Source organism: Ancylobacter crimeensis (assembly GCF_023016805.1).
GTDB classification, from domain to species: Bacteria; Pseudomonadota; Alphaproteobacteria; order Rhizobiales; family Xanthobacteraceae; genus Ancylobacter; species Ancylobacter crimeensis.
The window spans coordinates 232,914-255,961 of record NZ_JALKCH010000003.1 but is presented as its reverse complement, the minus strand read 5'-3'; the positions used below and the strand labels follow the sequence as shown (position 1 = coordinate 255,961).

At 70.0% G+C, this 23,048-nt stretch carries 25 protein-coding genes; all 25 read left to right on the top strand.

Going from position 1 to position 23,048, the window contains the following annotated elements; genetic code table 11:
* The first annotated feature begins 24 nt into the window (after positions 1-24).
* The 25 genes from MWN34_RS05425 (at position 25) to MWN34_RS05305 (ending at position 22,880) form a co-directional block, all read left to right on the top strand.
* Complete coding sequence (locus MWN34_RS05425; protein ID WP_247027352.1) at positions 25-591, top strand: head-tail connector protein; 567 nt, start codon at positions 25-27, stop codon at positions 589-591.
* Positions 588-938, top strand: a complete 351-nt coding sequence (locus tag MWN34_RS05420) for a phage head closure protein (RefSeq protein WP_247027350.1) — start codon at positions 588-590, stop codon at positions 936-938. Before MWN34_RS05425 ends, MWN34_RS05420 begins: the two co-directional genes overlap by 4 nt.
* On the top strand, positions 938-1,090 hold the full coding sequence (locus MWN34_RS05415; protein WP_247027348.1) for a hypothetical protein: 153 nt from the start codon (positions 938-940) through the stop codon (positions 1,088-1,090). The genes MWN34_RS05420 and MWN34_RS05415 overlap by 1 nt, the downstream gene beginning before the upstream one ends.
* Positions 1,083-1,502 (top strand): DUF3168 domain-containing protein, encoded by a 420-nt coding sequence (locus MWN34_RS05410; protein WP_247027346.1) that lies wholly within the window; start codon positions 1,083-1,085, stop codon positions 1,500-1,502. Before MWN34_RS05415 ends, MWN34_RS05410 begins: the two co-directional genes overlap by 8 nt.
* Before the next feature lie 198 nt (positions 1,503-1,700).
* Complete coding sequence (locus tag MWN34_RS05405; protein ID WP_247027344.1) at positions 1,701-2,108, top strand: phage major tail protein, TP901-1 family; 408 nt, start codon at positions 1,701-1,703, stop codon at positions 2,106-2,108.
* A gap of 11 nt (positions 2,109-2,119) precedes the next feature.
* Positions 2,120-2,518 carry a gene transfer agent family protein gene (locus MWN34_RS05400; protein ID WP_247027342.1) on the top strand — a complete coding sequence of 133 codons (399 nt, stop codon included), beginning with the start codon at positions 2,120-2,122 and terminating at the stop codon, positions 2,516-2,518.
* Positions 2,515-2,748 carry a rcc01693 family protein gene (locus MWN34_RS05395; RefSeq protein ID WP_281502876.1) on the top strand — a complete coding sequence of 78 codons (234 nt, stop codon included), beginning with the start codon at positions 2,515-2,517 and terminating at the stop codon, positions 2,746-2,748. The genes MWN34_RS05400 and MWN34_RS05395 overlap by 4 nt, the downstream gene beginning before the upstream one ends.
* Positions 2,749-2,960: 212 nt before the next feature.
* Positions 2,961-3,551 carry a phage tail tape measure protein gene (locus MWN34_RS05390; RefSeq protein WP_247027338.1) on the top strand — a complete coding sequence of 197 codons (591 nt, stop codon included), beginning with the start codon at positions 2,961-2,963 and terminating at the stop codon, positions 3,549-3,551.
* A gap of 25 nt (positions 3,552-3,576) precedes the next feature.
* Positions 3,577-4,215, top strand: coding sequence for a DUF2460 domain-containing protein (locus tag MWN34_RS05385; protein WP_247027336.1), 639 nt, complete (start codon positions 3,577-3,579; stop codon positions 4,213-4,215).
* Complete coding sequence (locus tag MWN34_RS05380) at positions 4,212-5,075, top strand: DUF2163 domain-containing protein (RefSeq protein ID WP_247027334.1); 864 nt, start codon at positions 4,212-4,214, stop codon at positions 5,073-5,075. The genes MWN34_RS05385 and MWN34_RS05380 overlap by 4 nt, the downstream gene beginning before the upstream one ends.
* On the top strand, positions 5,072-5,512 hold the full coding sequence (locus tag MWN34_RS05375; protein WP_281502892.1) for an NlpC/P60 family protein: 441 nt from the start codon (positions 5,072-5,074) through the stop codon (positions 5,510-5,512). The genes MWN34_RS05380 and MWN34_RS05375 overlap by 4 nt, the downstream gene beginning before the upstream one ends.
* Positions 5,513-5,809: 297 nt before the next feature.
* Entirely contained in the window at positions 5,810-9,712 is a 3,903-nt protein-coding gene (locus MWN34_RS05370) for a baseplate multidomain protein megatron (protein ID WP_247027330.1), read from the top strand.
* 12 nt (positions 9,713-9,724) lie between these two features.
* Positions 9,725-10,423 (top strand): DUF2793 domain-containing protein, encoded by a 699-nt coding sequence (locus MWN34_RS05365; protein ID WP_247027328.1) that lies wholly within the window; start codon positions 9,725-9,727, stop codon positions 10,421-10,423.
* Positions 10,424-10,451: 28 nt separating this feature from the next.
* Complete coding sequence (locus MWN34_RS05360; protein ID WP_247027326.1) at positions 10,452-10,757, top strand: hypothetical protein; 306 nt, start codon at positions 10,452-10,454, stop codon at positions 10,755-10,757.
* A gap of 290 nt (positions 10,758-11,047) precedes the next feature.
* Positions 11,048-11,200, top strand: coding sequence for a hypothetical protein (locus MWN34_RS05355; RefSeq protein WP_247027324.1), 153 nt, complete (start codon positions 11,048-11,050; stop codon positions 11,198-11,200).
* 1 nt (position 11,201) lies between these two features.
* Entirely contained in the window at positions 11,202-13,139 is a 1,938-nt protein-coding gene (locus MWN34_RS05350; RefSeq protein ID WP_247027322.1) for an SGNH/GDSL hydrolase family protein, read from the top strand.
* Positions 13,140-13,250: 111 nt separating this feature from the next.
* Positions 13,251-13,949 carry a lysozyme gene (locus tag MWN34_RS05345; protein WP_247027320.1) on the top strand — a complete coding sequence of 233 codons (699 nt, stop codon included), beginning with the start codon at positions 13,251-13,253 and terminating at the stop codon, positions 13,947-13,949.
* A 106-nt stretch (positions 13,950-14,055) separates the two neighbouring features.
* Positions 14,056-14,727 (top strand): response regulator transcription factor, encoded by a 672-nt coding sequence (locus tag MWN34_RS05340; RefSeq protein WP_247027628.1) that lies wholly within the window; start codon positions 14,056-14,058, stop codon positions 14,725-14,727.
* Positions 14,728-14,731: 4 nt separating this feature from the next.
* The gene (locus MWN34_RS05335) at positions 14,732-16,147 is read left to right on the top strand and encodes an ATP-binding protein (RefSeq protein WP_247027318.1); all 1,416 of its coding nucleotides are present in this window, start codon (positions 14,732-14,734) and stop codon (positions 16,145-16,147) included.
* Positions 16,148-16,256: 109 nt separating this feature from the next.
* Complete coding sequence (locus MWN34_RS05330) at positions 16,257-16,742, top strand: glycine zipper domain-containing protein (protein WP_247027316.1); 486 nt, start codon at positions 16,257-16,259, stop codon at positions 16,740-16,742.
* A gap of 233 nt (positions 16,743-16,975) precedes the next feature.
* Positions 16,976-18,139, top strand: coding sequence for a c-type cytochrome biogenesis protein CcmI (ccmI, locus tag MWN34_RS05325; RefSeq protein ID WP_247027314.1), 1,164 nt, complete (start codon positions 16,976-16,978; stop codon positions 18,137-18,139).
* A gap of 15 nt (positions 18,140-18,154) precedes the next feature.
* Positions 18,155-18,643, top strand: coding sequence for a cytochrome c maturation protein CcmE (ccmE, locus tag MWN34_RS05320; protein WP_247027312.1), 489 nt, complete (start codon positions 18,155-18,157; stop codon positions 18,641-18,643).
* 17 nt (positions 18,644-18,660) lie between these two features.
* Positions 18,661-20,664 carry a heme lyase CcmF/NrfE family subunit gene (locus MWN34_RS05315; protein WP_247027310.1) on the top strand — a complete coding sequence of 668 codons (2,004 nt, stop codon included), beginning with the start codon at positions 18,661-18,663 and terminating at the stop codon, positions 20,662-20,664.
* A gap of 11 nt (positions 20,665-20,675) precedes the next feature.
* Positions 20,676-21,176 carry a cytochrome c-type biogenesis protein gene (locus tag MWN34_RS05310; protein WP_247027308.1) on the top strand — a complete coding sequence of 167 codons (501 nt, stop codon included), beginning with the start codon at positions 20,676-20,678 and terminating at the stop codon, positions 21,174-21,176.
* Positions 21,177-21,302: 126 nt separating this feature from the next.
* Entirely contained in the window at positions 21,303-22,880 is a 1,578-nt protein-coding gene (locus MWN34_RS05305) for a Do family serine endopeptidase (RefSeq protein ID WP_247027306.1), read from the top strand.
* The last annotated feature ends 168 nt before the right edge of the window (positions 22,881-23,048 follow it).

Here is a 23,048-nt window from a genome sequence, read left to right as displayed (position 1 = left end):
CCCACATCTTCGAGAGAGGCCCTCATGCCCGCTGTTCTTCTCGACGGTCCCGCCGTCGAGCCGCTGACGCTCGACGAGGCCAAGGCGTTCCTGCGTGTCGACCACGATGCGGAGGACGCGCTCATTTCCGCGCTCGTGGTCACCGCGCGCGCCAGCGTCGAGGCGCTGACCCGGCGCGCATTGATCGACCAGCGCTGGCGGCTCATACGCGACGCCTGGCCGGCCTCCGGCTTCATTCCGGTGCCGGTGAACCCGTTGCGCAGCCTCGTCGCGGCCTCGGTGAAGGACGTTTACGGCATCGAGGTCGCGCTGGACCTCGCCGCGCTGCGGCCCGACAGCGCCCGCCTGCCCGGACTGATCCGGGTGGAGCGCGGTGCGGTGCCGGCGCCCGGATGGCGGCCGGCTGGCATCGCCGTCGAGTTCATCGCTGGGCACGGCTCCGCGGCGGCAGACGTACCGGCGCCGCTGATCGAGGCGGTGCGGCTGGTGCTGGCGCATTTCTACGAACATCGCGACGAGACCGGCCCCTCCGCCGCACTGCCCGCCACCCTTGGCGCGCTCATCGCGCCCTACCGCGTGGTGCGGCTGTGAGCGGGGCGGGGCTCGGTGGGCTAGGCATCGGCGCGTTGCGCCAGCGCTTCGTGCACGAGACGGCGGTGGAGACCGCCGACGGCATGGGCGGGGTGGTGCGCAGCTTCATCCCGGTGGATGCGCTGTGGGGCGCGATCGAGAGCAGCGCCTCCCGGAGCGATCTCGACGCGGTGGCCGACCGCCCCGTCGCGGTGCTGACGCATCGGGTGACCCTGCGCGGGCGCTCCGAGGTCGCGCCCGGCGACCGGCTGCGCCTCGGCGCGCGGCGGCTGGTGGTCGGCGCGGTCCATGACCCGGACGGGCGCGGGCGGATCGTCGAATGCCTGTGCACCGAGGAGACGCCCTGATGGCGAGCGGACCCGTCTTCACCGCCCGGCTCAAGGGATTGGACGCGCTGCTGGGGCGGCTGAAGCGCCTTCCCGAAATGCCGCGTAGCCAGGATCTGTCGCGCACAAAGGATCTGCCGCGCACAAAGGAAAGGAAGGCCGGCCATGGTTGAGCCCGCCGAAAGCCCGCCGCTGGCGCTGCGCCGGGCGATCCATGACGCGCTCGCCGCCGATGCCGGGCTCATCGCCTTGCTGGGCGGGACGCGCGTCTATGACCTGCCGCCGCCGTCGCCGGATTTTTCCTATGTCACGCTCGGCGAGGCGCAGGTGAGCGACTGGTCCACCGCCACCGAGCGCGGCGAGGAGCATCGGCTGACCCTTCATGTCTGGTCGCGCCAGGGCGGGCACCGCGAGGTCCACGCCATCGCGGAACAGGTGCAGCAGGTGCTGCACGATGCGGAGCTGGCCCCGGCGGGAGCGCATCTCGTCAATCTGCGCTTCACAAGCGCGGAGATCAGGCGCGAGCAGGCCGGGCGCCTGCATCACTGCCTGCTCCGGTTTCGTGCGGTGATCGAGACGGAGTAAGGCCGGCCAACGTCCCAACGGACCGGCGTAAGATATTGCTCTGATTCAGGAAAAACGTCTGCCGTCGAGCGGTCTCGGGATCGCTTGGCGTCGTCCGTTCAACGGATTTCTCAGGGCGGAAGGCCGCCCTTCACGGTCTGCCCGGCAAGGGTGGCGCAGAGGCCTTAACCATCTCCTACCACGAGGAAAGGCGACGACATGGCTGCGCAAAAGGGCAGCGACCTGCTTCTCAAGATCGACGATGGCGCCGGCTTCATCACCGTCGCCGGACTGCGCTCGCGGCAGATCGCCTTCAACGCCGAGCCGGTGGACGTGACGCATGCCGAGAGCGCCGGTCGCTGGCGCGAGCTGCTCGCCGGGGCGGGCACGCGGCGGGCGTCCGTCTCCGGCTCCGGCGTGTTCAAGGATGCGGCCTCCGACGCGCTGCTGCGCCAGCGCTTCTTCGACGGTGTGGCGGTGAGCGTCCAGCTCATCGTGCCCGATTTCGGCACGCTCGCCGGCATGTTCGTCATTTCCGCGCTGCAGATCGCGGCCGAGCACGATCGCGAGGTGACGTTCGAGATCACCCTCGAAAGCGCCGGCGCGGTCGGCTTCACGACGCTCTGAGGGAGGTTCGCATGGCCAATCGTCATCGCGGCGAGATCGCCGCCGAGCTCGGCGGGTGCAGCCGCGTCCTCGTGCTCACCCTCGGCGCCCTCGCCGAGCTGGAGGACGCCTTCGGGGTCGAGGATCTGGTGGCGCTCGCCGAGCGCTTCGAGCGCGGCCGCCTTTCGGCGCGGGACGCGGTGCGCATTCTCGGTGCCGGGCTGCGCGGAGCGGGCGAGCAGGTCAGCGACGCCGAGGTGGCGGCGATGACCGCACCCGGCGGCGCCGCCGGCTTCGCCCGCATCGTCGGTACGCTGATCGCCGCAACCTTCGGCGCGGCGGAGGGAGACCGGACCACCTCTGCCGCCGCGCCCGGCGCCGGAACGGCGATAGGGGCCGCCCACCCGGAGGCCGCCCCGCCGGGCCCTTGATCGCCGCAGCGGGCCGGGCCCGTCCGTCGCCCCGCGCCTTTCCCTGGGTAGAGGCGATGGCGTTCGGGCTCGGCCATCTGCGGCTCGCCCCGGAGGCCTTCTGGCGCATGACGCCGCGGGAGCTTTCCGCCGCGCTCGGACCGGCGCCGGGTCCGCCGGTCGCGTTGGACCGCGCCGGCCTCGCCGCCCTGATGGCCCGTTTCCCGGATGCACCGGGCGGGCCGGGATGAGTCTGGCACAACGGCCCGTTTCGTCCTCGCCGTCAGCCCGGCCGAGCCCCACACGCAGGACGTGGGCCCGGCCGCCGGCGCGACGACCAACCGTTCCCATCGCCCCCGCGCTGCGGCCGCCACTCCCCCAGGCGCGGCGCTGGCGGGCGCGGCGGGGCGCCTGCGCCTCTTGCCCGCGGGCGCCCCGCCGACACAAGCAACCGGAGACCGCCATGGACGACACCGATGACGCCGTCACCGTCGAGATCCTGGCCGACACCTCGGCCTTCCGGCGCGAGATCGCCGAGACCGAGCGGATCGCGCGCGGCTTCGGCCGGGCGCTCGGCGATGCGCTGACCTCGGCGGTTGTGAAGGGCAAGGATGCCGGCGAGGTGTTCACCGCGCTCGCGCAGAAGATCTCCTCGCTCGCCCTCGACATCGCCCTGAAGCCGGTGGAGCAGGGCGTCGCCTCGCTGCTGCAGGGCCTGCTCGGTGGAGCCTCCGGCTTTGCCACGGGCGGGGTCTTCCCGCAGGGCCTGAACGGCCGGGTAACGCCCTTCGCCAGCGGCGGCGTGGTCGCCGCGCCGACCTATTTCCCGATGTCCGGCGGCCTCGGGCTGATGGGCGAGCGCGGCGCCGAGGCCATCCTGCCGCTGCGGCGGGGTGCCGACGGCAAGCTCGGCGTCGCTGCCGGCGGGACCGGGCGGGGGATGAACGTGACCGTGAATGTCGCGACCCCGGACGCGGCCTCCTTCCGCCGCTCCGACGCCTATCTCTCCGGCCTCGTCGCCCGCGCCGCCGCGCGCGGGCAGCGCGGGCTGTGACGCCGCCTGTTTCAGGGAGACCGCCATGCCCGCCTTCCACGAGGCGCTGTTTCCGCTCGACGTGGCGCTCGGCGCCGCGGGCGGGCCGGAGCGCGCCACCGAGATCGTCACCACCGTGACCGGGCGCGAGGAGCGCAACACCCGGCTTGCCCATTCGCGGCGGCGCTGGGACGCCGGCTATGGCGTCCGCTCCTTCACCCAGCTCGCCGCGGTGGTCGCCTTTTTCGAGGAGCGGCGCGGCCGGCTTCACGGCTTCCGCTGGCGCGACCGGCTGGACCATTCCTCCGCCGCGCCGGGGGCCGATCCCGGCCCGCTCGACCAGATGCTCGGCGTCGGCGACGGCGCGAATGCGACGTTCGCTCTCGCCAAGACCTATGGCGCGGCCTTCGCGCCCTATCTTCGGCCCATCGTGAAGCCGGTCGCCGGCACGGTGCGCGTCGCGGTCGGCGGGGCGGAAATGGCAGCGAGCACCTATGACCTCGACCCCGATGAGGGCGTCGTGCGCTTCCACGCCGGCCATATCCCGCCGAACGGGGCGGCGGTGAGCGCGGGCTACCTGTTCGACGTGCCAGCGCGTTTCGACACCGATTACCTCGAGGTGAACCTCACCGCCTTCGAGGCCGGCGAGATTCCGCGCATCCCGATCCTGGAGATCCGGCCGTGAGAAAGCTGCCCGAGGATTTTGCCGCGCTGCTCGCCTCCGGCGTCACCACGCTGGCGCGCTGCTGGCGCCTCACTCGCACCGATGGCGTGGTGGTCGCGCTCACCGAGCACGATGACGACCTCACGGTCGACGGCACGGCGTTCCGCGCCATCGGCGGCGTGGCGGCGGCGGAGATGACGGCAGGGCTCGGCTTCGCGGTGGACGGCAGCGAGGTCTCCGCCGCGTTGACGTCCGACCTGCTGGACGAGGCCGACCTGGCCGCCGGCCTGTTCGACGGCGCGGCGGCGGAGCTGCTGCTGGCCGACTGGTCCGCACCGACCCGCTTCGTCCTGCTGCGCCGCTTCCATGTCGGCGAGGTCCGGCGCGAGGACGGCGCCTTCACCGCCGAGCTGCGCTCGCCTGCCGACCGGCTGAACGAGATTCGCGGGCGGCGCTTCACCAGCGCCTGCGACGCCGATCTCGGCGATGCCCGCTGCGGCATCGACCTGACGCTCGCCGCCTATCGCGCCGCCGGCACGGTGCTGGCCGTGGAGGGGGCGAGCCTGATGGCCGTTTCCGGCCTCGCCGCTTTTGCGTCCGGCTGGTTCGGCGCGGGGCGCTTCGTGCTGGCCTCCGGTCCGGCGGCGGGCTTCGCCTGCGAGGTGAAGACGCACCGCATCGAGGCCGGCACCGTGCGGATCGAACTCTGGCAGCGCCCGCCGGAAACGCTGGCGGCGGGTGACGGCTTCGTGGTGACCGCCGGCTGCGACAAGAGTTTCGCCACCTGCCGCGACCGCTTCGGCAATGGCCGCAATTTCCGCGGTTGCCCGCATATGCCGGGCAATGACCGGATCCTCCAGATTGCACGGGCGGGGGGCTGAGCCATGGCGGACAGCGCCGCGCCGCCCTCGTCGCCGAGGCGCGGATGTGGATCGGCACGCCCTATCTGCATCGCGCCTCGCTGAAAGGCGTGGGCGCCGATTGCCTCGGCCTGGTGCGCGGGGTGTGGCGGGCGGTGATCGGCCCGGAGCCGGAACCCCTGCCGGCCTATGCGCCGGACTGGGCCGAGGCGTCCGGCATCGAGCAGCTCGCGGCTGCCGGCCTGCGGCATCTGGTGCCGCTTGCAGTGAATGAGGCGCGCCCCGGCGACGTGCTGCTGTTCCGCTGGCGCGCCCATCTGCCGGCCAAGCACGCGGCGATTCTCGTGGCGCCCGACCGCATGGTCCACGCCCATGACGGCGCCGCGGTGGCGGAGGTGCATCTCGCCCCGTGGTGGCGGCGGCGGACGGCCTATGCATTCGCCTTCCCGGGGGCGTAGGGGCACCGGTTCCGTCGTCACGGACGGCGTGAGGCCGATCCGGAATCGTGAGCGGCGGGCGACGGCAGTCCGTTCCCGGAAGCCCTGGACGATCGCCGCTCTACGGCTCCGCCTTCGATCGGAATGGCGGCCAGCCGGAAGCGGCGGGTCGTCATCCCGGCCGGGCCGTCGCGGGTCGGTTTGGGGGCAGTCCGTTCCCGGAAGCCCGGACGATTCCGGCCCTGAGCTGGGCTCCGGTCGGGATGACGGCGTATGCCGAACCACCCGTCCCACACCATTCAACCGAGGAGTATTCCCATGGCGACATTGCTGCTCGGTGCGGCCGGCGGGGCTCTCGGCGGTGCGTTGTTCGGTCCTGTCGGTGCCCTTGTCGGGCGGGCGGCTGGCGCGCTGGGCGGAGCGGTGGTCGATGCCGCGCTGTTTTCCGGCAAGACCCGCACCACCGGTCCGCGCTTGTCCGACCTGCCGGCCATGACCTCGACCGAGGGCGCCGGCATGGCCCGCCTCTATGGACGGGCACGGCTCTCGGGGCAGGTGATCTGGGCGCAGGATGTCGAGGAGGTGGTCTCCACCGCGACCTCCTCCTCCGGTGGCAAGGGCGGCTCACTGTTCGGGTCGTCCACTACCACGACCTACAGCTATTTCTGCAGCTTCGCGGTGGGGCTCTGCGAGGGGCCGATCACCCGCATCGGCCGCATCTGGGTGGATGGCGAGGAACTCGACCAGCAGGGCCTCGTCATCCGCGCACATCTCGGCGGCGAGGCGCAGGAACCCGATGCTCTGATCGCGGCGGTGGAGGGCGCGGGGAGCGCGCCGGCCTATCGCGGCCTCGCTTATCTCCTGTTCGAGCGGCTGCCGCTGGCCGATTACGGCAACCGGCTGCCGCAGGTCAGCGTCGAGGTGGAGCGCGCCATCGGCGACCTGGAACCGCGCATCCGCGCGGTGACGCTGATCCCCGGCGCCAGCGAGTTCGCTTATGACACGCGCGAGGTGGTGCGCGCGGTCGGCTCCGGCAGCTATGAGGCCGAGAACCGCCATGTCACCACCGCCGATACCGACATCGAAGCCTCCCTCGACCAGCTTCTCGCCTGCTGCCCGAACCTCGAACGGGTTGCGCTCATCGTCTCGTGGTTCGGTACCGACCTCAGGGCCGGCCATTGCGAGATCCGTCCCGGCGTCGACCGGCGCAGCAAGGCGACGCGCAGCGGCAACGCCGTCACCCTCTGGAGCGCTGCGGGACAGACCCGCGCGAGCGCGCATCTGGTGAGCCAGTATGACGGCTACGCCGCCTATGGCGGCACGCCCTCCGACATCTCGGTGCTGAACGCCATCGCCGCGCTGAAGGCCCGCGGGTTGAAGGTGACGCTCTATCCCTTCGTGATGATGGACATTGCTGCCGGCAACGGCCTGCCGGACCCTTATGGCGGGGCCGGGCAGGCGGCCTATCCCTGGCGCGGACGCATCACCTGCCATCCCGCACCCGATGTTGCGGGCACGGTGGACGGCACCGCGGAGGCGGCGACGCAGGTGGCGAGCCTGTTCGGCACTGCCGCGCCGGGCGATTTTGCGGCACGGCTCGGCACGGTCGTCTATTCCGGGCCGGACGAATGGGGCCTACGCCGGATGGTGCTGCATTATGCCCGCCTCGCCCGCCTCGCCGGCGGGGTCGAGGCTTTCGTCATCGGCTCGGAGATGGTGGGGCTCACGCGCGTGCGCTCGGCATCCGGGGTCTATCCGGCGGTCGCGCAGTTCGCGAACCTCGCCGCGGATGTGAAGGCCGTGCTCGGCGCCGGCACGCTGGTGACCTATGCCGCGGACTGGACCGAATACGGCGCCCATGTGCGCGAGGGCGGCGCCGAGCTGCGCTTTCCGCTCGATCCGCTCTGGGCCTGTCCAGCGATCGACGCGGTCGGCATCGACTGGTACGCCCCGATCGCCGACTGGAGGGACGGCTCCGCCCATCTCGACGCGACGCTGGCCCGCAGCGTCTATGAGCGCGGCTATCTCGCATCCAATGTGCGGGGCGGGGAGGGGTTCGACTGGTATTACCCCGACGACGCCGGTCGCACCGCCCAGAACCGCCTGCCGATCACCGACGGCGCCTATGGCGAGCCGTGGGTGTTCCGGGTCAAGGACCTTGCGGGCTGGTGGGGCAATGCCCATCACGAGCGCATCGGCGGGGTTCGGCAGGCGAGCCCGACCGGCTGGGTGCCGGGTTCGAAGCCGATCCGCCTCACCGAGATCGGTTGCGGCGCCATCGACAAGGGCGCCAACCGGCCGAGCACCTTCCCCGATCCGAAATCGGTGGAGAACGGCCTGCCACCCTTCTCCAACGGGGCGCGCGACGACCTGATGCAGCGCCGGCATCTGGAAGCGAGCTTCGACGCCTTCGCCACCGATGCGGTGAACCCGCCTGCACCGGGCCTGCCGGGCGGGCGGATGATCGACCCCGCGACGCTGTTCTGCTGGACCTGGGACGTCCGGCCGTGGCCGGTCTTCCCGCTGGCGAGCGATGTGTGGGCGGATGGCGCGAACTGGCAGAAGGGCCACTGGCTCACCGGCCGGCTCGGCGCCGCGCCCATCGCCGAGCTCGCCCGTACCCTGGCCGCCGATGCCGGCGTCACGCTGGCGGTCGGCAATCTCGAAGGCGTGGTCGACGGCTACGCGCTGGACGGGCCGATGAGCGTGCGCGCGGCGCTGGAGCCGCTGGGCCGGGCCTTCGCCTTCGATCTCGCGGAGCGCTCCGGCGCGCTCACGCTGGTGCCGCGCGGCGGATCCACGGTGGCGAGCCTTACCGACGAGGATCTGGTGGCGGTGGAAGGCTCGGCCTCGCTGTCGCTGACGCGCGGCTCGGAGAGCGAATTGCCGCTCAGCGTCACGCTCGGCTTCCTCGACGCGCTCGCCGACTACCGGCAGGGCGCGGCTGCCTCGCGCCGGCTCGCCGGTGCGGCGCGGGCGCAGGAGGGAGAGGATCTCGCCGTCATGTCCTATGGCGGGCTGATGGAAAGCCGTGCCGAGATGTGGCTGCAGGATCTGTGGGCGCGCCGCGAGACGGCGAGCTTCGCTTTGCCTCCGTCCCGTCTGGCACTGGAAGCCGGCGACATCGTGCGGCTGGACCGCGACGGGCGCAGCCGGCTGCTGGAGATCACCGGGATCGAGGATGGCGCGGCGCGGGCGGTGAGCGCCCGCAGCGTCGACCCGGACGTGTTCCGCGTCGCCGCGCGCGATGCGGCGGCCGGCACCGTGCGCCTGCCGGCGGCGTCCGGCCCGCCCGCGGCCTGGCTGGTCAACCTGCCGGCGCTCGACGACGGCGAGCCGGCGACGCTCGCCCATGTCGCGGCCTTCTCATCGCCCTGGCCCGGCGCGCTCGCTCTCTGGCGGGCGCTGGACGGGGCGAGCTTCACCCGCATCGGCACGCTGCCCGCGCCCTCGGTGATGGGCGAGACGCTGACCGATCTTCCCGCCGGTCCGCTCTGGCGCTGGCAGCGGGGTGCGGTGCTGGATGTCGAGCTCTATGGCGGCCTGCTTGCCGCTGCGAGCGAAGACGCCGTGCTTGGCGGGGCCAACGCGGCGGCTCTGGTTGCGGCGAGTGGCGCGGTCGAGATCATCCAGTTCGCCGGTGCCGATCTGATCGGTACCCGGCACTGGCGGCTCGCCGGCCTGCTGCGCGGCCAGCTCGGCACCGAACCCATGGCGGGCACGGCATGGCCGGCCGGTACGCGCTTCCTGCGACTCGACGCCCAGTTGCTGAACGCTGCCGCCGGCACGGACCTGATCGGCCGCGCGCTTACCTTGCGCGTCGGCCGGGCCGACCGCGACCAGGGCGATCCGGCGGTCACCGCGCTGGAGGGAATGGCGTCGGTGCGGGCCCTGCTGCCCTATGCTCCGGTGCATCCACGCGCGCGCCGCACCGCGGAAGGTATCGCGCTGAGCTGGATCCGCCGCAGCCGGATCGGCGGCGACGGCTGGGATGCGGCCGAGATCCCGCTCGGCGAAGCGAGCGAGGCCTATCGCGTCGAGATTCTGGACGGTGTCGCTGTGCGGCGCAGTCTCACCGTCTCGACGCCGGACGTCGTCTATCCGGCGGCGGATGAACTGGCCGATTTCGGCGCCCCGCTCGCCGCGCTCACGGTGCGCATCGCGCAGGTTTCATCCCTCGCGGGGGTCGGCACGCCGCTCACCGCCACGCTCGCGCTCTGAAGGAAGCCGCTCATGGCCGACACGACCCCCAACCTCGCTCTGCCGCTGCTCGCGGCGGCGCAGGCGCAGAAGCATGTCACCCATAACGAAGCGCTGGTCGCGCTCGACGCGCTGACCCAGCTCGCCGTGCTCGACCGCGACCGGACCGACGCACCGACCTCGCCCGCTGCCGGCGACCGCCATCTCGTGGCGGACGGCGCCGGCGGCACTTTCGCCGGCAAGGACGGCAGAGTGGCGCTGTATGACGGCGACGCCTGGTCGTTCCTCACCCCGCGTGCCGGCTGGTCCGCCTATGTGGTGGGGGAGGGTACGCGCCTTGTCCATGACGGCAATGGATGGACCGACGCGCTCGCTGCCGGCTCTTTCGGGAGTGCGGTCGCTTTGCGCATCCGTGAGGCGGAGGTCGCCTTGTCCGGCGCCGCCGTTACCACAGCCCTCGTCATTCCCGCCCGCAGCATCGTGTTGTCGGTGGCAAGCCGCGTCGCGTCCGCGGTGACGGGAGCGACCTCCTATGCGGTCGGCACGAGCGGGGAGGTTGACCTGTTCGGAGGCACGCTCGGCATCGCCGCCGGCTCGTCCAATATCGGCGTCGTCGGGCCTCGCGCTCTTTATGCCGACACGCCCGTCGTCGTCACCGCGGCGGGCGGCCCCTTCACCAGCGGGATGTTGCGGCTCGCGGTCACCTTCTTCTCCTTCACCGCTCCGGCGTGAGCGGCTTCTCCAGACCCGGGGAACTTACATGCCTTATGACAGTGCCAAGGACCCCTGGCAGGGGGTTTCCGTCTCGCCCGTGAGCCTCGGCCGCATCGGCCGGGCGGTGACGCCGGACGATGCCGCCGATCTCGGCCGTTACGCCCGTCTGCGGGTTTTCGCGCCGAATTCGGTTGCAAATCCGAGCGTGGCGATCCTGCCGGTCGAGAATGCGGACGGCGCGCCGCTGGTCTTGCCGCTGCCGGCCGGGCAGGCGAGCATCCTGCCCTATCTCGTGCGCCGCGTGCTCGCGACCGGGACGTCGATCGGTCTCGTGATCCACACGATCGACTGAGCGGCGCAGCCCGTCGTCGCGACGGCGCTCGGCCGCTGGATCGCGCAGGGCTCGCCCCAAGGTTCTCACCACAACGATGTCCTGGCAGGCCCGCGCCGTTTTCGCGCCGGGAAGGGGCATCTTGTTCCCGGAACTGCAATCAAGGGTTGCATTTCCGACCGTCCGGCGCGGTCTCGTCGGTTTTTCCAAAGGAGCATCCCCATGCCCGACCACGGCCACCTCCTCTGCAGTCCCGCCGCCCCGCCGGGCTTGCGCCGGCCCCCCCGCTGATCCGGCTGCGGAGCGATTCAATGAATCTGTCCCTCGGCATCTCCCTGGCGATCCAGCTCGAGGCCTCGGCGTCCTCGGAGCCGGAGCCCGCCTTTCTCCTGCTGGGCGACGACCCCCTCGTCCTCGCCAGCACCCTTCTCACCCTCGGCGACGACATTCTGGAGCTGAACTGACATGGCAAATATCGATATCGCCAATCCCGGCACCAACGAGCCGGCGCTTTCCGAAGCCATCACCCGTCTGGTGAAGGCCGCCGTCACCGGTGTCAGCCCCGCCGCGGTGGACGGCGCGGTGGATTCGAGCACCCCCACCGTTTCCGGCTATGCACCCCCCTATGCGCTGGTGACGATCTATGTGAACGGGACGGCCGAAGCCTCTGTCACCGCGGCGTCCGACGGTGCCTGGAGCTATCAGCTCTCCGAGAAGACCAACGGCTCCTACGCCGTGACGGTGCGCGCCGTTCCGGGCTCGGCTGCCTATGCGCTGGAAATCGACGCCGGCGCGGAGCCGCTGCGCGACAGCGCGGGCGATCTGGTCCTGCTGGACATCAATCCGACGCTGGGCATCTACTACGCGGGCGGCACCACCTATGCCAGCGAGACCGCTCTCATGACCGGCATCGGCGGCGTGGCGAACGGTTCGGCGTGGGACATCGGGCCGTATCGCGATCCCTCCGCGGCGAACATGCTGCCGGCGGCCAGCGCATGGGCCACGACCTCGGGCACCGTCACCGAATCGTCCGGCGAGTTCACCTTCACCCCCGCGAGCGGCGCGGCCACTCCGGCCGCCTACTGCACCTATGTGTCGCCGGACGGGGTGGTGGACGGCAAGGCCGTCGAGTTTGTCGGGACCCTGCGCCGTGGCACTTCGGCCAATTCGCTGTCTGCCGGCCTGTCGTCGCAGGGCAACACCTCTGCCGGCAACCTCTCGGCTTCGGTCAGCACGACGACGGAAACCGCGTTCGCACTGTGCGGATCGTCCGGCACGTCCGAAGCCAATGTCCGCGCCTATATCCGCTCGACCTCGTCGTCCGCGGATGGCGGCACGTTCATCTTCAAGCCGACCTCGGTGAAGGAGGTGAAGCCCTTCAACGGCTGGCTCACCACCGGCTGGGCCGCGTTGTTCGAGTTCACCACGCCGTCGTCCTATGCGACCGCCAAGGTCATCGCGCAGGCGGATGACAACTCCACGCGCGGCAAGGTCCGGCTGGTCTACGACACGGACGGCCATCTTCGGCTGATCGTCACCCAGAACAATTCGGCTCAGGTGAGCCTCGACCTCGGTGCCTATGCGGTCTCGACCGCGGGCAAGGTGGCGTTCAGCGTCGGGCAGAGCGCCTTCTATGCGACCCTGAACGGCGGCAAATATGTGCTCCAGACCTCGTCCGGCGTGATGCCGGGCTCAGCCGTGCTGCGCTTCGGCCGCTCGAACGCCGGCGAGGCCTGGGACGGCACGCTCAGCCGCAAGGCGATCGTCGCCAGCCAGCAGCCGACCTCCTGGCTCCAGCACGTCGCCTCCCAGGGGCAGACCAACCGCATCGCCACCAATGGCGACAGCTACATGGCCGGCGCGGGCGGCGTCATCCTGAACGATCTGCTGCGTACCGGCACCGGGCGCACCGTCGTCAATATCGGGGCCGGCGGCTCCACCATGGCCGAGGCGCTGACCCGGCTTCAGGCCGCGCCTTATCTGCGCGATTACACGTGGGTGATCTGGGACGGCTCGGCCAACAGCTATGGCTCGGTGTCGGCCTATCTCGCGACCATCTCGGACATCGTGACCTCTATCGGCCACAGCCGGATCATCTTCATTCCGCCGATCAATGTCGGGCCTTCGGACAGTTCGACCCCGACGTCCTACACCAACGACCTGCTGTCGATCTATGCCGGCATCCAGTCGCTGCTGGGGGCGAACCGCACCTTCGATCCGGTGGCGGACGTGTTCGCGACCATGGGCGACGGGTCGGCCAACGACACGCAGGATCTGGCGGCCCATGTGGTGCCGCGCAGCCTGCTGCTCGATCAGACCGCCGGTCAGGTCCATCTCGGCGCCACCGCTATGGCGGCGGTCGAGGCCAAGATCGCGGCGATGCTGACCTCGCTCGCGATCTAAAGGGGGCACCGGGGAGGCGGCCGTGCCGCCTCCCATCTCCGCATCGCCCCGCCGCATCCATCCGCGTTCATTCACGCCTGCGCGCCCGCCGTGGCGCCTCACGGAGGCTTCATGTCCCGCCATATCAACGAGGAAGGCCTTCTGCTCATCAAGCAATGGGAAGGTTGCCGGCTAAAGGCCTATCGCGACCCGGTCGGCATCTGGACCGTGGGCTACGGCCACACCGATGCGGCGGGACCGCCGCGGGTCGGTGCCGGGCTGAGCCTGAGCACCGCGGAGGCCGAGGCCCTGCTGCGCCGCGACCTCGCCCCGGTGGAGGCGGCGGTTGAGGCCGCCGTGAAGGTGCCGCTGACCGACAACCAGTTCGCGGCGCTGGTGTCCTTCACCTTCAATCTCGGTGCCGCCAATCTGCGCCGCTCGACCCTGCTCGCGAAGCTCAATGCCGGCGACTACGCTGCCGTGCCGAAGGAACTCGCCAAGTGGAACCGCGCCGGTGGCAGGGTGATCGCCGGTCTTTCCAATCGCCGCGCCGCCGAGGCCGGGTTGTGGGCCAGGGATGCCTTCGTCGCTTCGAATTACGTGGCTCCCACGCCGGTCGCTCGTCTTGCCGGGCTCGATGGAAATGGAGCCGCAGCGACCGCGATCGGCCTTGCCGGCACCGGCGCGGCCGAGATGGCGCAGCAATTGCTGCCCTTCGTCGGGGTCTCGCGTCTGCTGCAATATGCCTTCGTCGCGCTCACCATGGTGGGTGCCGCCGCGGGCCTCGTCGGGGCCTTCCGAAAGGCGCGGACAGATGCCGGCCTCGCCTGAGCAGGCCGGTTTCCCCGACGCGACGACCTGACATCGGCGCCGCGCGGTGGCATGCTCCCCGCCCGCCGCAGCCGGACGACGCGGCGACCGATCGAAGGGAATGGATGTGCGCCTGCTCGTCGTGGAGGACGATCCCGATCTCAACCGCCAGCTCCATGAGGCCCTGAGCGATGCCGGCTATGCCGTCGACCGGGCCTTCGACGGGGAGGAGGGGCAGTTTCTCGGCGAGACCGAGCCCTACGACGCCGTGGTGCTCGACATCGGACTGCCCCGGCTCGACGGGCTGTCGGTGCTGGAGGCGTGGCGGCGGGCCGGCAAGAACATGCCGGTGCTGATCCTCACCGCCCGCGACCGCTGGAGCGACAAGGTACAGGGCTTCGATGCCGGCGCCGACGACTATGTGGCCAAGCCCTTTCACATGGAGGAGGTGCTGGCCCGCCTGCGCGCCCTGTTGCGACGGGCCACCGGCCATGCGGCGAGCGAACTCGCCTGCGGGCCGCTGCTGCTCGACACACGCTCCGGCCGGGTCAGCGTCGAGGGACGGGCGATCAAGCTCACCTCGCACGAATACCGGCTGCTCGCCTATCTGATGCACCATGCCGGGCGGGTGGTGTCGCGGACCGAACTGGTGGAGCATCTCTACGACCAGGATTTCGACCGGGACTCGAATACGATCGAGGTCTTCGTCGGCCGCCTGCGCAAGAAGCTCGGCATAGAGGCGATCCAGACCGTCAGGGGTCTCGGCTATCTGCTGGTGCCGCCGGAACAGGCCGGCTGACGCCATGCGCTTCGCCGAGGTGCTGCGCGCCTCCTCCCGCACCGGCTCGCTCGCCGTCCGCCTGTTCGTCTCCGCGACGCTGGTGATTCTCGTCGTGCTGATCGTGGTCGGCCTCGCGCTGTCCTCGATCTATCGGCAGGCGGTGGAACGGGCCTTCGACCGGCGGCTCGACGTCTATCTCAAGACCATCGTCGCCGATGTCGCCAACGCTCCGCCGGGTACGATGCCCGAGCCGACGACGCTCGGCGATCCGGTCTTCGATTTCCCGCTCTCCGGCTGGTACTGGCAGATCACCCGCATCGACGGTCCCGCCCGGCAGTACAAGACCGCCCGCTCGCTGCCCGAAGGCAACCTGCCGCTGCTGCTCGATCGCGGCGTGAAGGACGATGCCGGCATGCGCGAGGGCTATGTCGATGGCCCCTCGCATCAGAGGCTGCGCCTCATCGAGCGGCAGGTCGATCTCGGGCAGGACGGGCGCTACCTCGTCTCGGTCGCGGCGGACGCGGCGGAGATCGACGAGGAGACCGACGCCTTCAATCACGCGCTTGCTGTGACGTTCCTCATCCTCGCCTCGGCCTTCCTGTTCACCCTGCTGTTCCAGGTCCGCTTCGGCCTGCGCCCGCTCAAGCGTATGCGGGCCGGGCTGGGGGCGGTGCGTGCGGGCACGGCGGAAAAGATCGAAGGCACGTTTCCCGTCGAGATCGCCCCATTGGTGCAGGAGGTCAATGCGCTGATCGACACCAATCGCGAGATCGTCGAGCGCGCGCGGATGCATGTCGGCAATCTCGCCCACGCACTGAAGACCCCCATTGCCGTGCTGCGCAACGAAGCCGCGCGTGCCGAGGGTGCCGGCGTGCCGGATCCGCTGGCCGCCAAGGTGGGCGAGCAGGCAGAGCTCATGGCGGAGCAGGTGGCGCATCATCTGGACCGTGCCCGCATGGCCGCCCGCGCCCAGGTGATGACTTCGATCGAGGAGGTCGGCCCCATCGTCGAGGCGCTCGTGCGCACTCTGGAGAAGATTCATCGCGGCAGGGGGATCGCGGTCGAGACGCAGATGGCCGGCTCGATCCGCTTCCGCGGTGAGCGGCAGGATCTTGAGGAGATGCTCGGCAATCTCGTCGACAATGGCTGCAAATGGGCGCGCAGCCTCGTCGAGGTCCGGGTGGAGACGCCGCCGGCGGTGCAGTTCGGGGAGCGTGCCTTCTTCGAGATCACCATCGACGACGATGGGCCGGGCCTGTCCGCCGAGCAGCGCGCCGAGGCATTGAAGCGCGGTCGGCGGCTCGACGAGACACGTCCGGGCTCGGGTCTCGGCCTGTCCATCGTCAGCGAATTGGCAGCGCTCTATGGTGGAGGCCTCGCTCTTGGGGTCTCGCCGTTCGGAGGCCTGCGCTGCATCGTGCGCCTGCCGGCGGCCTGATTTCCACCTCTTGACGCTCCGAGAGGGCTTCGAGCCCATTTTCGCCAGAATCGTCCGCTTTCTGCGAAGCTCGAAGCGTTTTTACCACCCTCAGGGGGAAGGGGATCTCATGCGCGCCTACAAGATCGTCGCCGTCGGACTGGTCGGCCTCAGCCTCGCAGCCTGTGCCTCCAATGGCGGCAATCCCAATACCATGCTCGGCTCGCGCACGGCGGACGGTGCCGCGATCGGTGCGGTCACCGGCGGTGTCATCGGCCAGCTTGCCGGGCGCAGCACCGCGGCTACCCTCATCGGCGTCGCGGCCGGCGGCCTCATCGGCGGCATGATCGGCAACTCGCTCGACCAGCAGGACCGCGCCCGCGCCGCCCAGGCCGAGCAGCAGGCGCTGGAGAACGGAGCCCCCGGCGCTCCGGTGAGCTGGCGCGGTGACAGCGGCAATTACGGCACCATCGTCGCCGGACCGGCCTATGCCCGTGGCCCTTCGCCGCGCTGCCGCGAATACACCCACACCATCTACATCAGCGGCCAGCCGCAGACCGCCCGCGGCACTGCCTGCCGCAATCCGGACGGCACCTGGACCTCGGTCGCGGGCTGACGGACCTGTCGTACATGACCCCGGCGGCCGGCGTCGCCGGACTGCGCCGCGCAAGGCTCCCGTCCGGAAGGGCGGGAGCCTTGTCATGTAGAACGAGCCGCGAAGGGTGCGGCGCTTCCACGCACCCGGCCTCTTTGCTCGCACCACTGTGAGCCTGCGGCAATCGTTCCGGGGTGCTTAAGCATTGGCGTAGAGCCTCCGGTCGGCTACCTCAGCGTTTTAGAGGAACCCTAATGACGCTGTGGATCGTTTTCCTGGCTCTCACCGCCGCCGCCATCTTCGCGGTGCTCTGGCCGTTGCGCATCGGCGCAGGCGGGCCTGCGGCCGTCGACGGCACTGATGAGCACGAGGCCGATCTCGCGGTGTATCGCGACCAGCTCGCCGAGATCGAGCGCGACCGGTTGAGCGGGCTGATCGCCGGCTCCGAGGCCGAGGCCGCCCGCGCCGAGGTGGCGCGTCGCATGCTGCGCGCCGCCGAGAGCGGGGGACGCGCCGAACCGGGCTCGCGCGCCTCGGATCGCCGGCGTCGCATTGCGGCGGTGGTCGCGCTTGTGGGGGTACCTGTGCTCGCCGGCGGGCTTTATGTCATGCTCGGTTCCCCGACCCTGCCGGGTCAGCCGCTGGCCGCGCGTCTTTCCGATGATCCCGCCAAAGCCGATATCGCCCTGCTGGTGCGCAAGGTGGAGGCCCATCTCGAAGCAAATCCGAATGACGGACGTGGCTATGAGGTGGTTGCGCCGATCTATTACCGCACCGGCAGGCTGGATGACGCCGTGCGCGCCTGGCAGAACGCCATCCGGCTGTCCGGTTCGAATGCCGGTCGCGAGACCGGGCTCGGCGAGGCGCTGACCGCACGTGCCGCCGGCGTCGTCACAGCCGACGCGCAGGCCGCTTTCGAGCGGGCCGTCAAGCTGGAGCCGGAGGCGGTGAAGGCGAACTACTATCTCGGCCTCGCTGCGGTGCAGGACGGGCGGCGCGACGAGGCCATCGCCCGTTGGAGCCGGATGGTCGCCGGCGCGCCTGCCGACGCGCCCTGGCTGCCGACGGTGAAGGGTGCGCTCGACAAGCTGGCCGGCGGGGGAGCGACACCTGCACCGGCCGCGAAGGATGCGAACGGTGCCGGTCCGAGCACGGCGGATGTCGCCGCCGTCGCGGCGATGACGCCGGAGCAGCGTTCCGCCATGGTGCGTGGCATGGTGGAACGGCTGGCCGGTCGCCTTGCCCAGGATGGCAGCGACCTCGAAGGCTGGCTCAAGCTGGTGCGCGCCTGGAACGTGCTCGGCGAGACCGACAAGGCGAAGGCCGCCGCGGTGGACGCCCGGCGTAACTTCGTCGGCAATGACGCAGCCTTGGCCCAGATCGACGCGCTCTCGCGCGAGCTCGGGCTGGGAAGCTGAGGGAGAGGCGCGACCATGACCCGCAAGAGCCGACGTCTTCTCCTCATTTCCTGCGCGCTCGGCGTCCTGGGCATTGCCGCCGGACTGGTGCTGTTCGCGCTTTCCGACACCATCGTGTTCTTCCGCTCGCCCAGCGAGATCGCGGCCCAGCACGTTTCCCCCGGCACCCGGCTGCGTCTTGGCGGGCTGGTGAAGGATGGCACGGTTGAAAAGGCGGACGGCACCCATGTGCGCTTCGTGGTGACGGATGGCGGGGCGGATGTCCCGGTCGCCTATATCGGCATCCTGCCGGACCTGTTCCGAGAAGGGCAGGGCGTGGTCGCGGAAGGCGTGCTGCAAGCCGACGGCAGCTTCCGCGCCGACAGCGTGCTCGCCAAGCACGATGAGAAATACATGCCCAAGGAAGTGGTCGAGGCGCTGAAGAAGCAGGGCAAGTGGCAGGAAGGCGAGGGTGGCGCGCCCGCTCCGGCTCTGCTGCCCGGCCGCACCAGCAGCGCCAACTGAACCGGGAGCGAGCCACCATGATCCCCGAGACCGGCCATTTCGCCCTCGTCCTCGCCCTCGCGGTCGCGCTGCTGCAAATGGTGCTGCCGGTGTGGGGCGCGCGCACCAACGACGCGGCTCTGATGCGGGTGGGGCCGGCGCTGGCGGTGGCGTTTGCCGGCTTCATCAGTCTTGCCTTCGCCGCACTCGTCGCCGCCTATGTGCAGTCCGACTTCTCGGTGCTGAACGTTTACCAGAACTCGCATTCCGAGATGCCGCTGATCTACAAGATCACCAGCGCCTGGGGGAACCATGAGGGTTCCATGCTGCTCTGGGTGCTCGTGCTCGGCCTGTTCGGTGCGATGGTCGCGCTGTTCGGCAGCAACCTGCCCCAGCGGCTGAAGGCGAACGTGCTGGCGGTGCAGGCCTCGGTCGCGGTCGCGTTCCTGCTGTTCATCCTGCTGACCTCGAACCCCTTCCTGCGTCTCAGCCCCGCCCCGGCGGAGGGACAGGACCTCAACCCCGTGCTGCAGGACATCGGCCTCGCGATCCATCCCCCGCTGCTCTATCTCGGCTATGTTGGCTTCTCGATCACCTTCGCCTTTGCCGTCGCGGCCCTGATCGACGGGCGCATCGACGCAGCATGGGCGCGCTGGGTGCGGCCCTGGGCGTTGGCCGCATGGGCCTTCCTCACCGTCGGCATCGCCATGGGTTCGTACTGGGCTTATTACGAGCTTGGCTGGGGCGGCTGGTGGTTCTGGGATCCGGTCGAGAACGCCTCGCTGATGCCGTGGTTCGCCGGCACCGCGCTCATCCATTCCGCCGTGGTGATGGAAAAGCGCGACGCGTTGAAGGTGTGGACGGTGCTGCTTGCCATCCTCGCCTTTTCGCTGTCGCTGCTCGGAACCTTTCTGGTGCGCTCGGGCGTGCTCACCTCGGTCCATGCCTTCGCAACCGATCCGGCACGCGGCGTCTTCATCCTGATGATCCTCGTCGCCTTCATCGGTGGATCGCTTGGTCTGTTTGCACTGCGTGCACCGATGCTGAGGCAGGGCGGCATCTTCGCGCCCGTCTCGCGCGAGGGTGCGCTGGTGCTGAACAACCTCCTGCTCACCGCCTCGGCAGCCGCGGTGTTCGTCGGCACGTTGTACCCGCTGGCGCTGGAAGCGTGGAATGGCGCGAAGATCACGGTCGGGCCGCCTTATTTCAACTTCACCGTCGGCCTGCTGATGGTGCCCGTCGTGTTCGTCATGCCCTTCGGCCCATTGCTCGCGTGGAAGCGCGGCGATATTGCCGGTGTCGCCCAGCGCCTCATGGCGGCGTTTGGACTGGCGATTCTTGCCGGCTTGGCCGTCGCTTATGGCCAGGCGGGCGGACCCGCGCTGGCGCCGATTGGCATCGGGCTTGCTGCTTTCGTCATCCTCGGCTCTGTCACCGACCTCGCCGAGCGCGCCGGCCTTGGCCGCGTGCCGGCGGCGACAGCCTGGGCGCGCTTGCGCGGCTTGCCGCGCGCCGCCTATGGCACAATGCTCGCCCATGCCGGTATCGGCATCTGCCTGCTCGGCATCGTCGCCGAGACGAGCTGGAGTTCGGAGCGGATCGTTGGCATCAAGACGGGAGAGGGCACCACGGTCGGCCGCTACGAGCTGACGCTGGAGCGCGTCGAGCCGCGTACCGGCCCCAATTACCGCGACGTCGCCGCCGTTTTCCGAATCCGGGAGGGTGGGGTAGACCGGGGCACGGTGACGTCGTCGAAGCGCCTTTTCACCGCGCGCAACATGCCGACCACCGAATCCGGCATCCGTACCTTCGGCTTCGGCCAGCTTTATGTGAGCATGGGCGACGAACTGGCCGGCGGAGGCATCGGTATCCGCGCCTATTGGAAGCCGCTGGTCACGCTGATCTGGCTGGGGGCGGTGGTCATGGCGTTCGGCGGGGTGCTGTCGCTGAGCGACCGGCGCCTGCGGATCGGTGCGCCGCGGCCGGCCAGGGCACGCCGTAATGCCGATGCGGCGCCCGCCAATCCGGCACCGGCGGAATGAAGGGGATGTCGATGGCTCGGAGCATCGGGCGAGGCGTTTTCCGGCTGCTGCTCGTCCTCACGCTGGCACTCGGCGCGCTCGGCCCGATGGTTCGCCCCGTGTTCGCCGTAAACGCCGACGAGATGCTCTCCGACCCCGCGCTCGAGGAGCGTGCTCGCACGCTCTCCAGGGAGCTGCGTTGCATGGTCTGTCAGAACCAGTCGATCGACGATTCCGACGCGCCGCTCGCCCGTGATCTCAGGCTGTTGGTGCGCGAGCGGCTGAAGGCTGGTGACGATGACCAGCAGGTGCTGGACTATCTCGTCGCCCGCTATGGCGAGTTCGTGCTGATGCGCCCGACACTGCACGGTGCGAATCTGTTTCTCTGGATCGCGCCTTTCATCGTGCTGGCGCTGGGCGGCGCCGCCATGGTGGTGATGGCAAGACGGGCCCGAAGTGCCGCCGCTCCGCTTACACGCGAGGAGGAAGAGCGCCTGAGCCGACTGGTAACGCCGTCCGACCGGAATGGATGAGCCGCGCTGCCGGACCTTACGAAAGTTTCACCTGACCGCCAGCCTGCGTTAAGGCGGCGGTCTCTAGGTTCTTCCTCAACGCTGCCTGATCTTGAGGGGCAGACGACATCTGAGAGGACGAACCCAATGCCGCGCAACGCGCTCCACGAGACCCGCTCCCCTGAGAACGCCTCCACCCTGCGCCGCAGCCGCACCCGGCTGCTCGCCGGTGTCTTCACGCTCGCTCTGGCCGGTGGCGCCGTCGGCGCTTTCGTGCTGCCGGAGACCGTGACGCCTGCTTATGCGCAGATCACCACCAGCCAGCCGGCCGGTGCGTTCTCCTTCGCCGACATCGTCGAGAAGGTGTCGCCTGCCGTCGTCAGCGTGAAGGTGAAGAAGGACGACACCTCCGACGAGATGGCGCAGAACGACGACGATGAGGCCGGCCCGCAGAACGTGCCGCCGCAGATCGAACGCTTCATGCGCCGCTTCGGCTTCGGCCCCGGCGGTCCCGGTGCGCCCGGCGCCGAGCGCGGTCCCCGCGGGGGTGGCCATGGCCACATCGTCGGCCAGGGCTCGGGCTTCTTCATCTCCGCCGACGGCTATGTCGTGACCAACAACCATGTCGTCGACAGCGCCACCGAAGTAGACGTGACCACCACTGACGGCAAGACCTATACCGCCAAGGTCATCGGCACCGATCCGCGCACCGACGTGGCGCTGCTCAAGGTCGAGGGCAAGGGCGACTTCCCGTGGGTGAAGCTCGCCGGGAATGCTCCGCGCGTCGGCGACTGGGTCATCGCGGTCGGCAATCCGTTCGGCCTCGGCGGCACCGTGACCGCGGGTATTGTTTCGGCTCGTGGCCGCGACATCGGTTCTGGCCCCTATGACGACTTCCTGCAGATCGACGCCCCGATCAACCGCGGCAACTCCGGCGGTCCGACCTTCGGCCTGAACGGCGAAGTCATCGGCATGAACACGGCCATCGTCTCCCCTTCGGGCGGCAATGTGGGCATCGCCTTCGCGATCCCGTCCGAGACCGTCTCGCAGGTCGTCGACGCGCTGAAGAGCGGCGGTTCGGTGGCACGCGGTTATGTCGGTGTGCAGATCCAGCCGGTCAGCGACGACGTGGCCGAGGCGCTGGGCATGAGCGACGCCAAGGGCGCGCTGATCGCCCAGGTGCAGCCGGGAACCCCCGGTGAGAAGGCCGGCCTCAAGGCGGGCGATGTCGTCACCGCCATCGACGGCGATACGGTGAAGGACGCCCGCGAAATGTCGCGCAAGATCGCGATGAAGAAGCCGGGCACCACCGTGAAGCTCGATGTGCTGCGCGATGGCAAGCCGACCACCGTGTCGATCACGCTGGAACAGCTCCCCACGGACGTGGCCAGCAATGATCGCACCGGTGACCGCGACGACAAGAAGGAGACGCATGACGTTCCGCGCCTCGGCCTCTCGCTGGCCCCGGCCAAGAGTGTCGACGGTGCCGGCAAGGAGGGCGTGGTTGTCACCCAGGTCGACCCGAACGGCCCGGCGGCCGAGCGTGGCCTCAAGGAGGGCGACGTGATCCTTGATGTCGGGGGCAAGCCCGTCTCGACCCCGGCCGAGGTGCGCGATGGTCTCGCCCAGGCCCGCAAGGACAACCGCAAGGCCGTGCTGATGCGGGTGAAGTCGGAGCAGGGCACGCGCTTCGTTGCCATCTCCCTCGGTAAGTCCAACGGTTGAACGTCCGACCGCTGAGTGTCTAACGGCTGGCGTTCAACAGCCGACCCTGCCCGGGGCCGCCCTTGCCCCGGGCATTCTTGAGGATCGGCGGCTCGTCCCGCCCTTGAGCCGCCGATCCGGCCTTTCTTTCCAATCGGCTGGTCGTATCCCCAAGAACGGCCCGCCGCC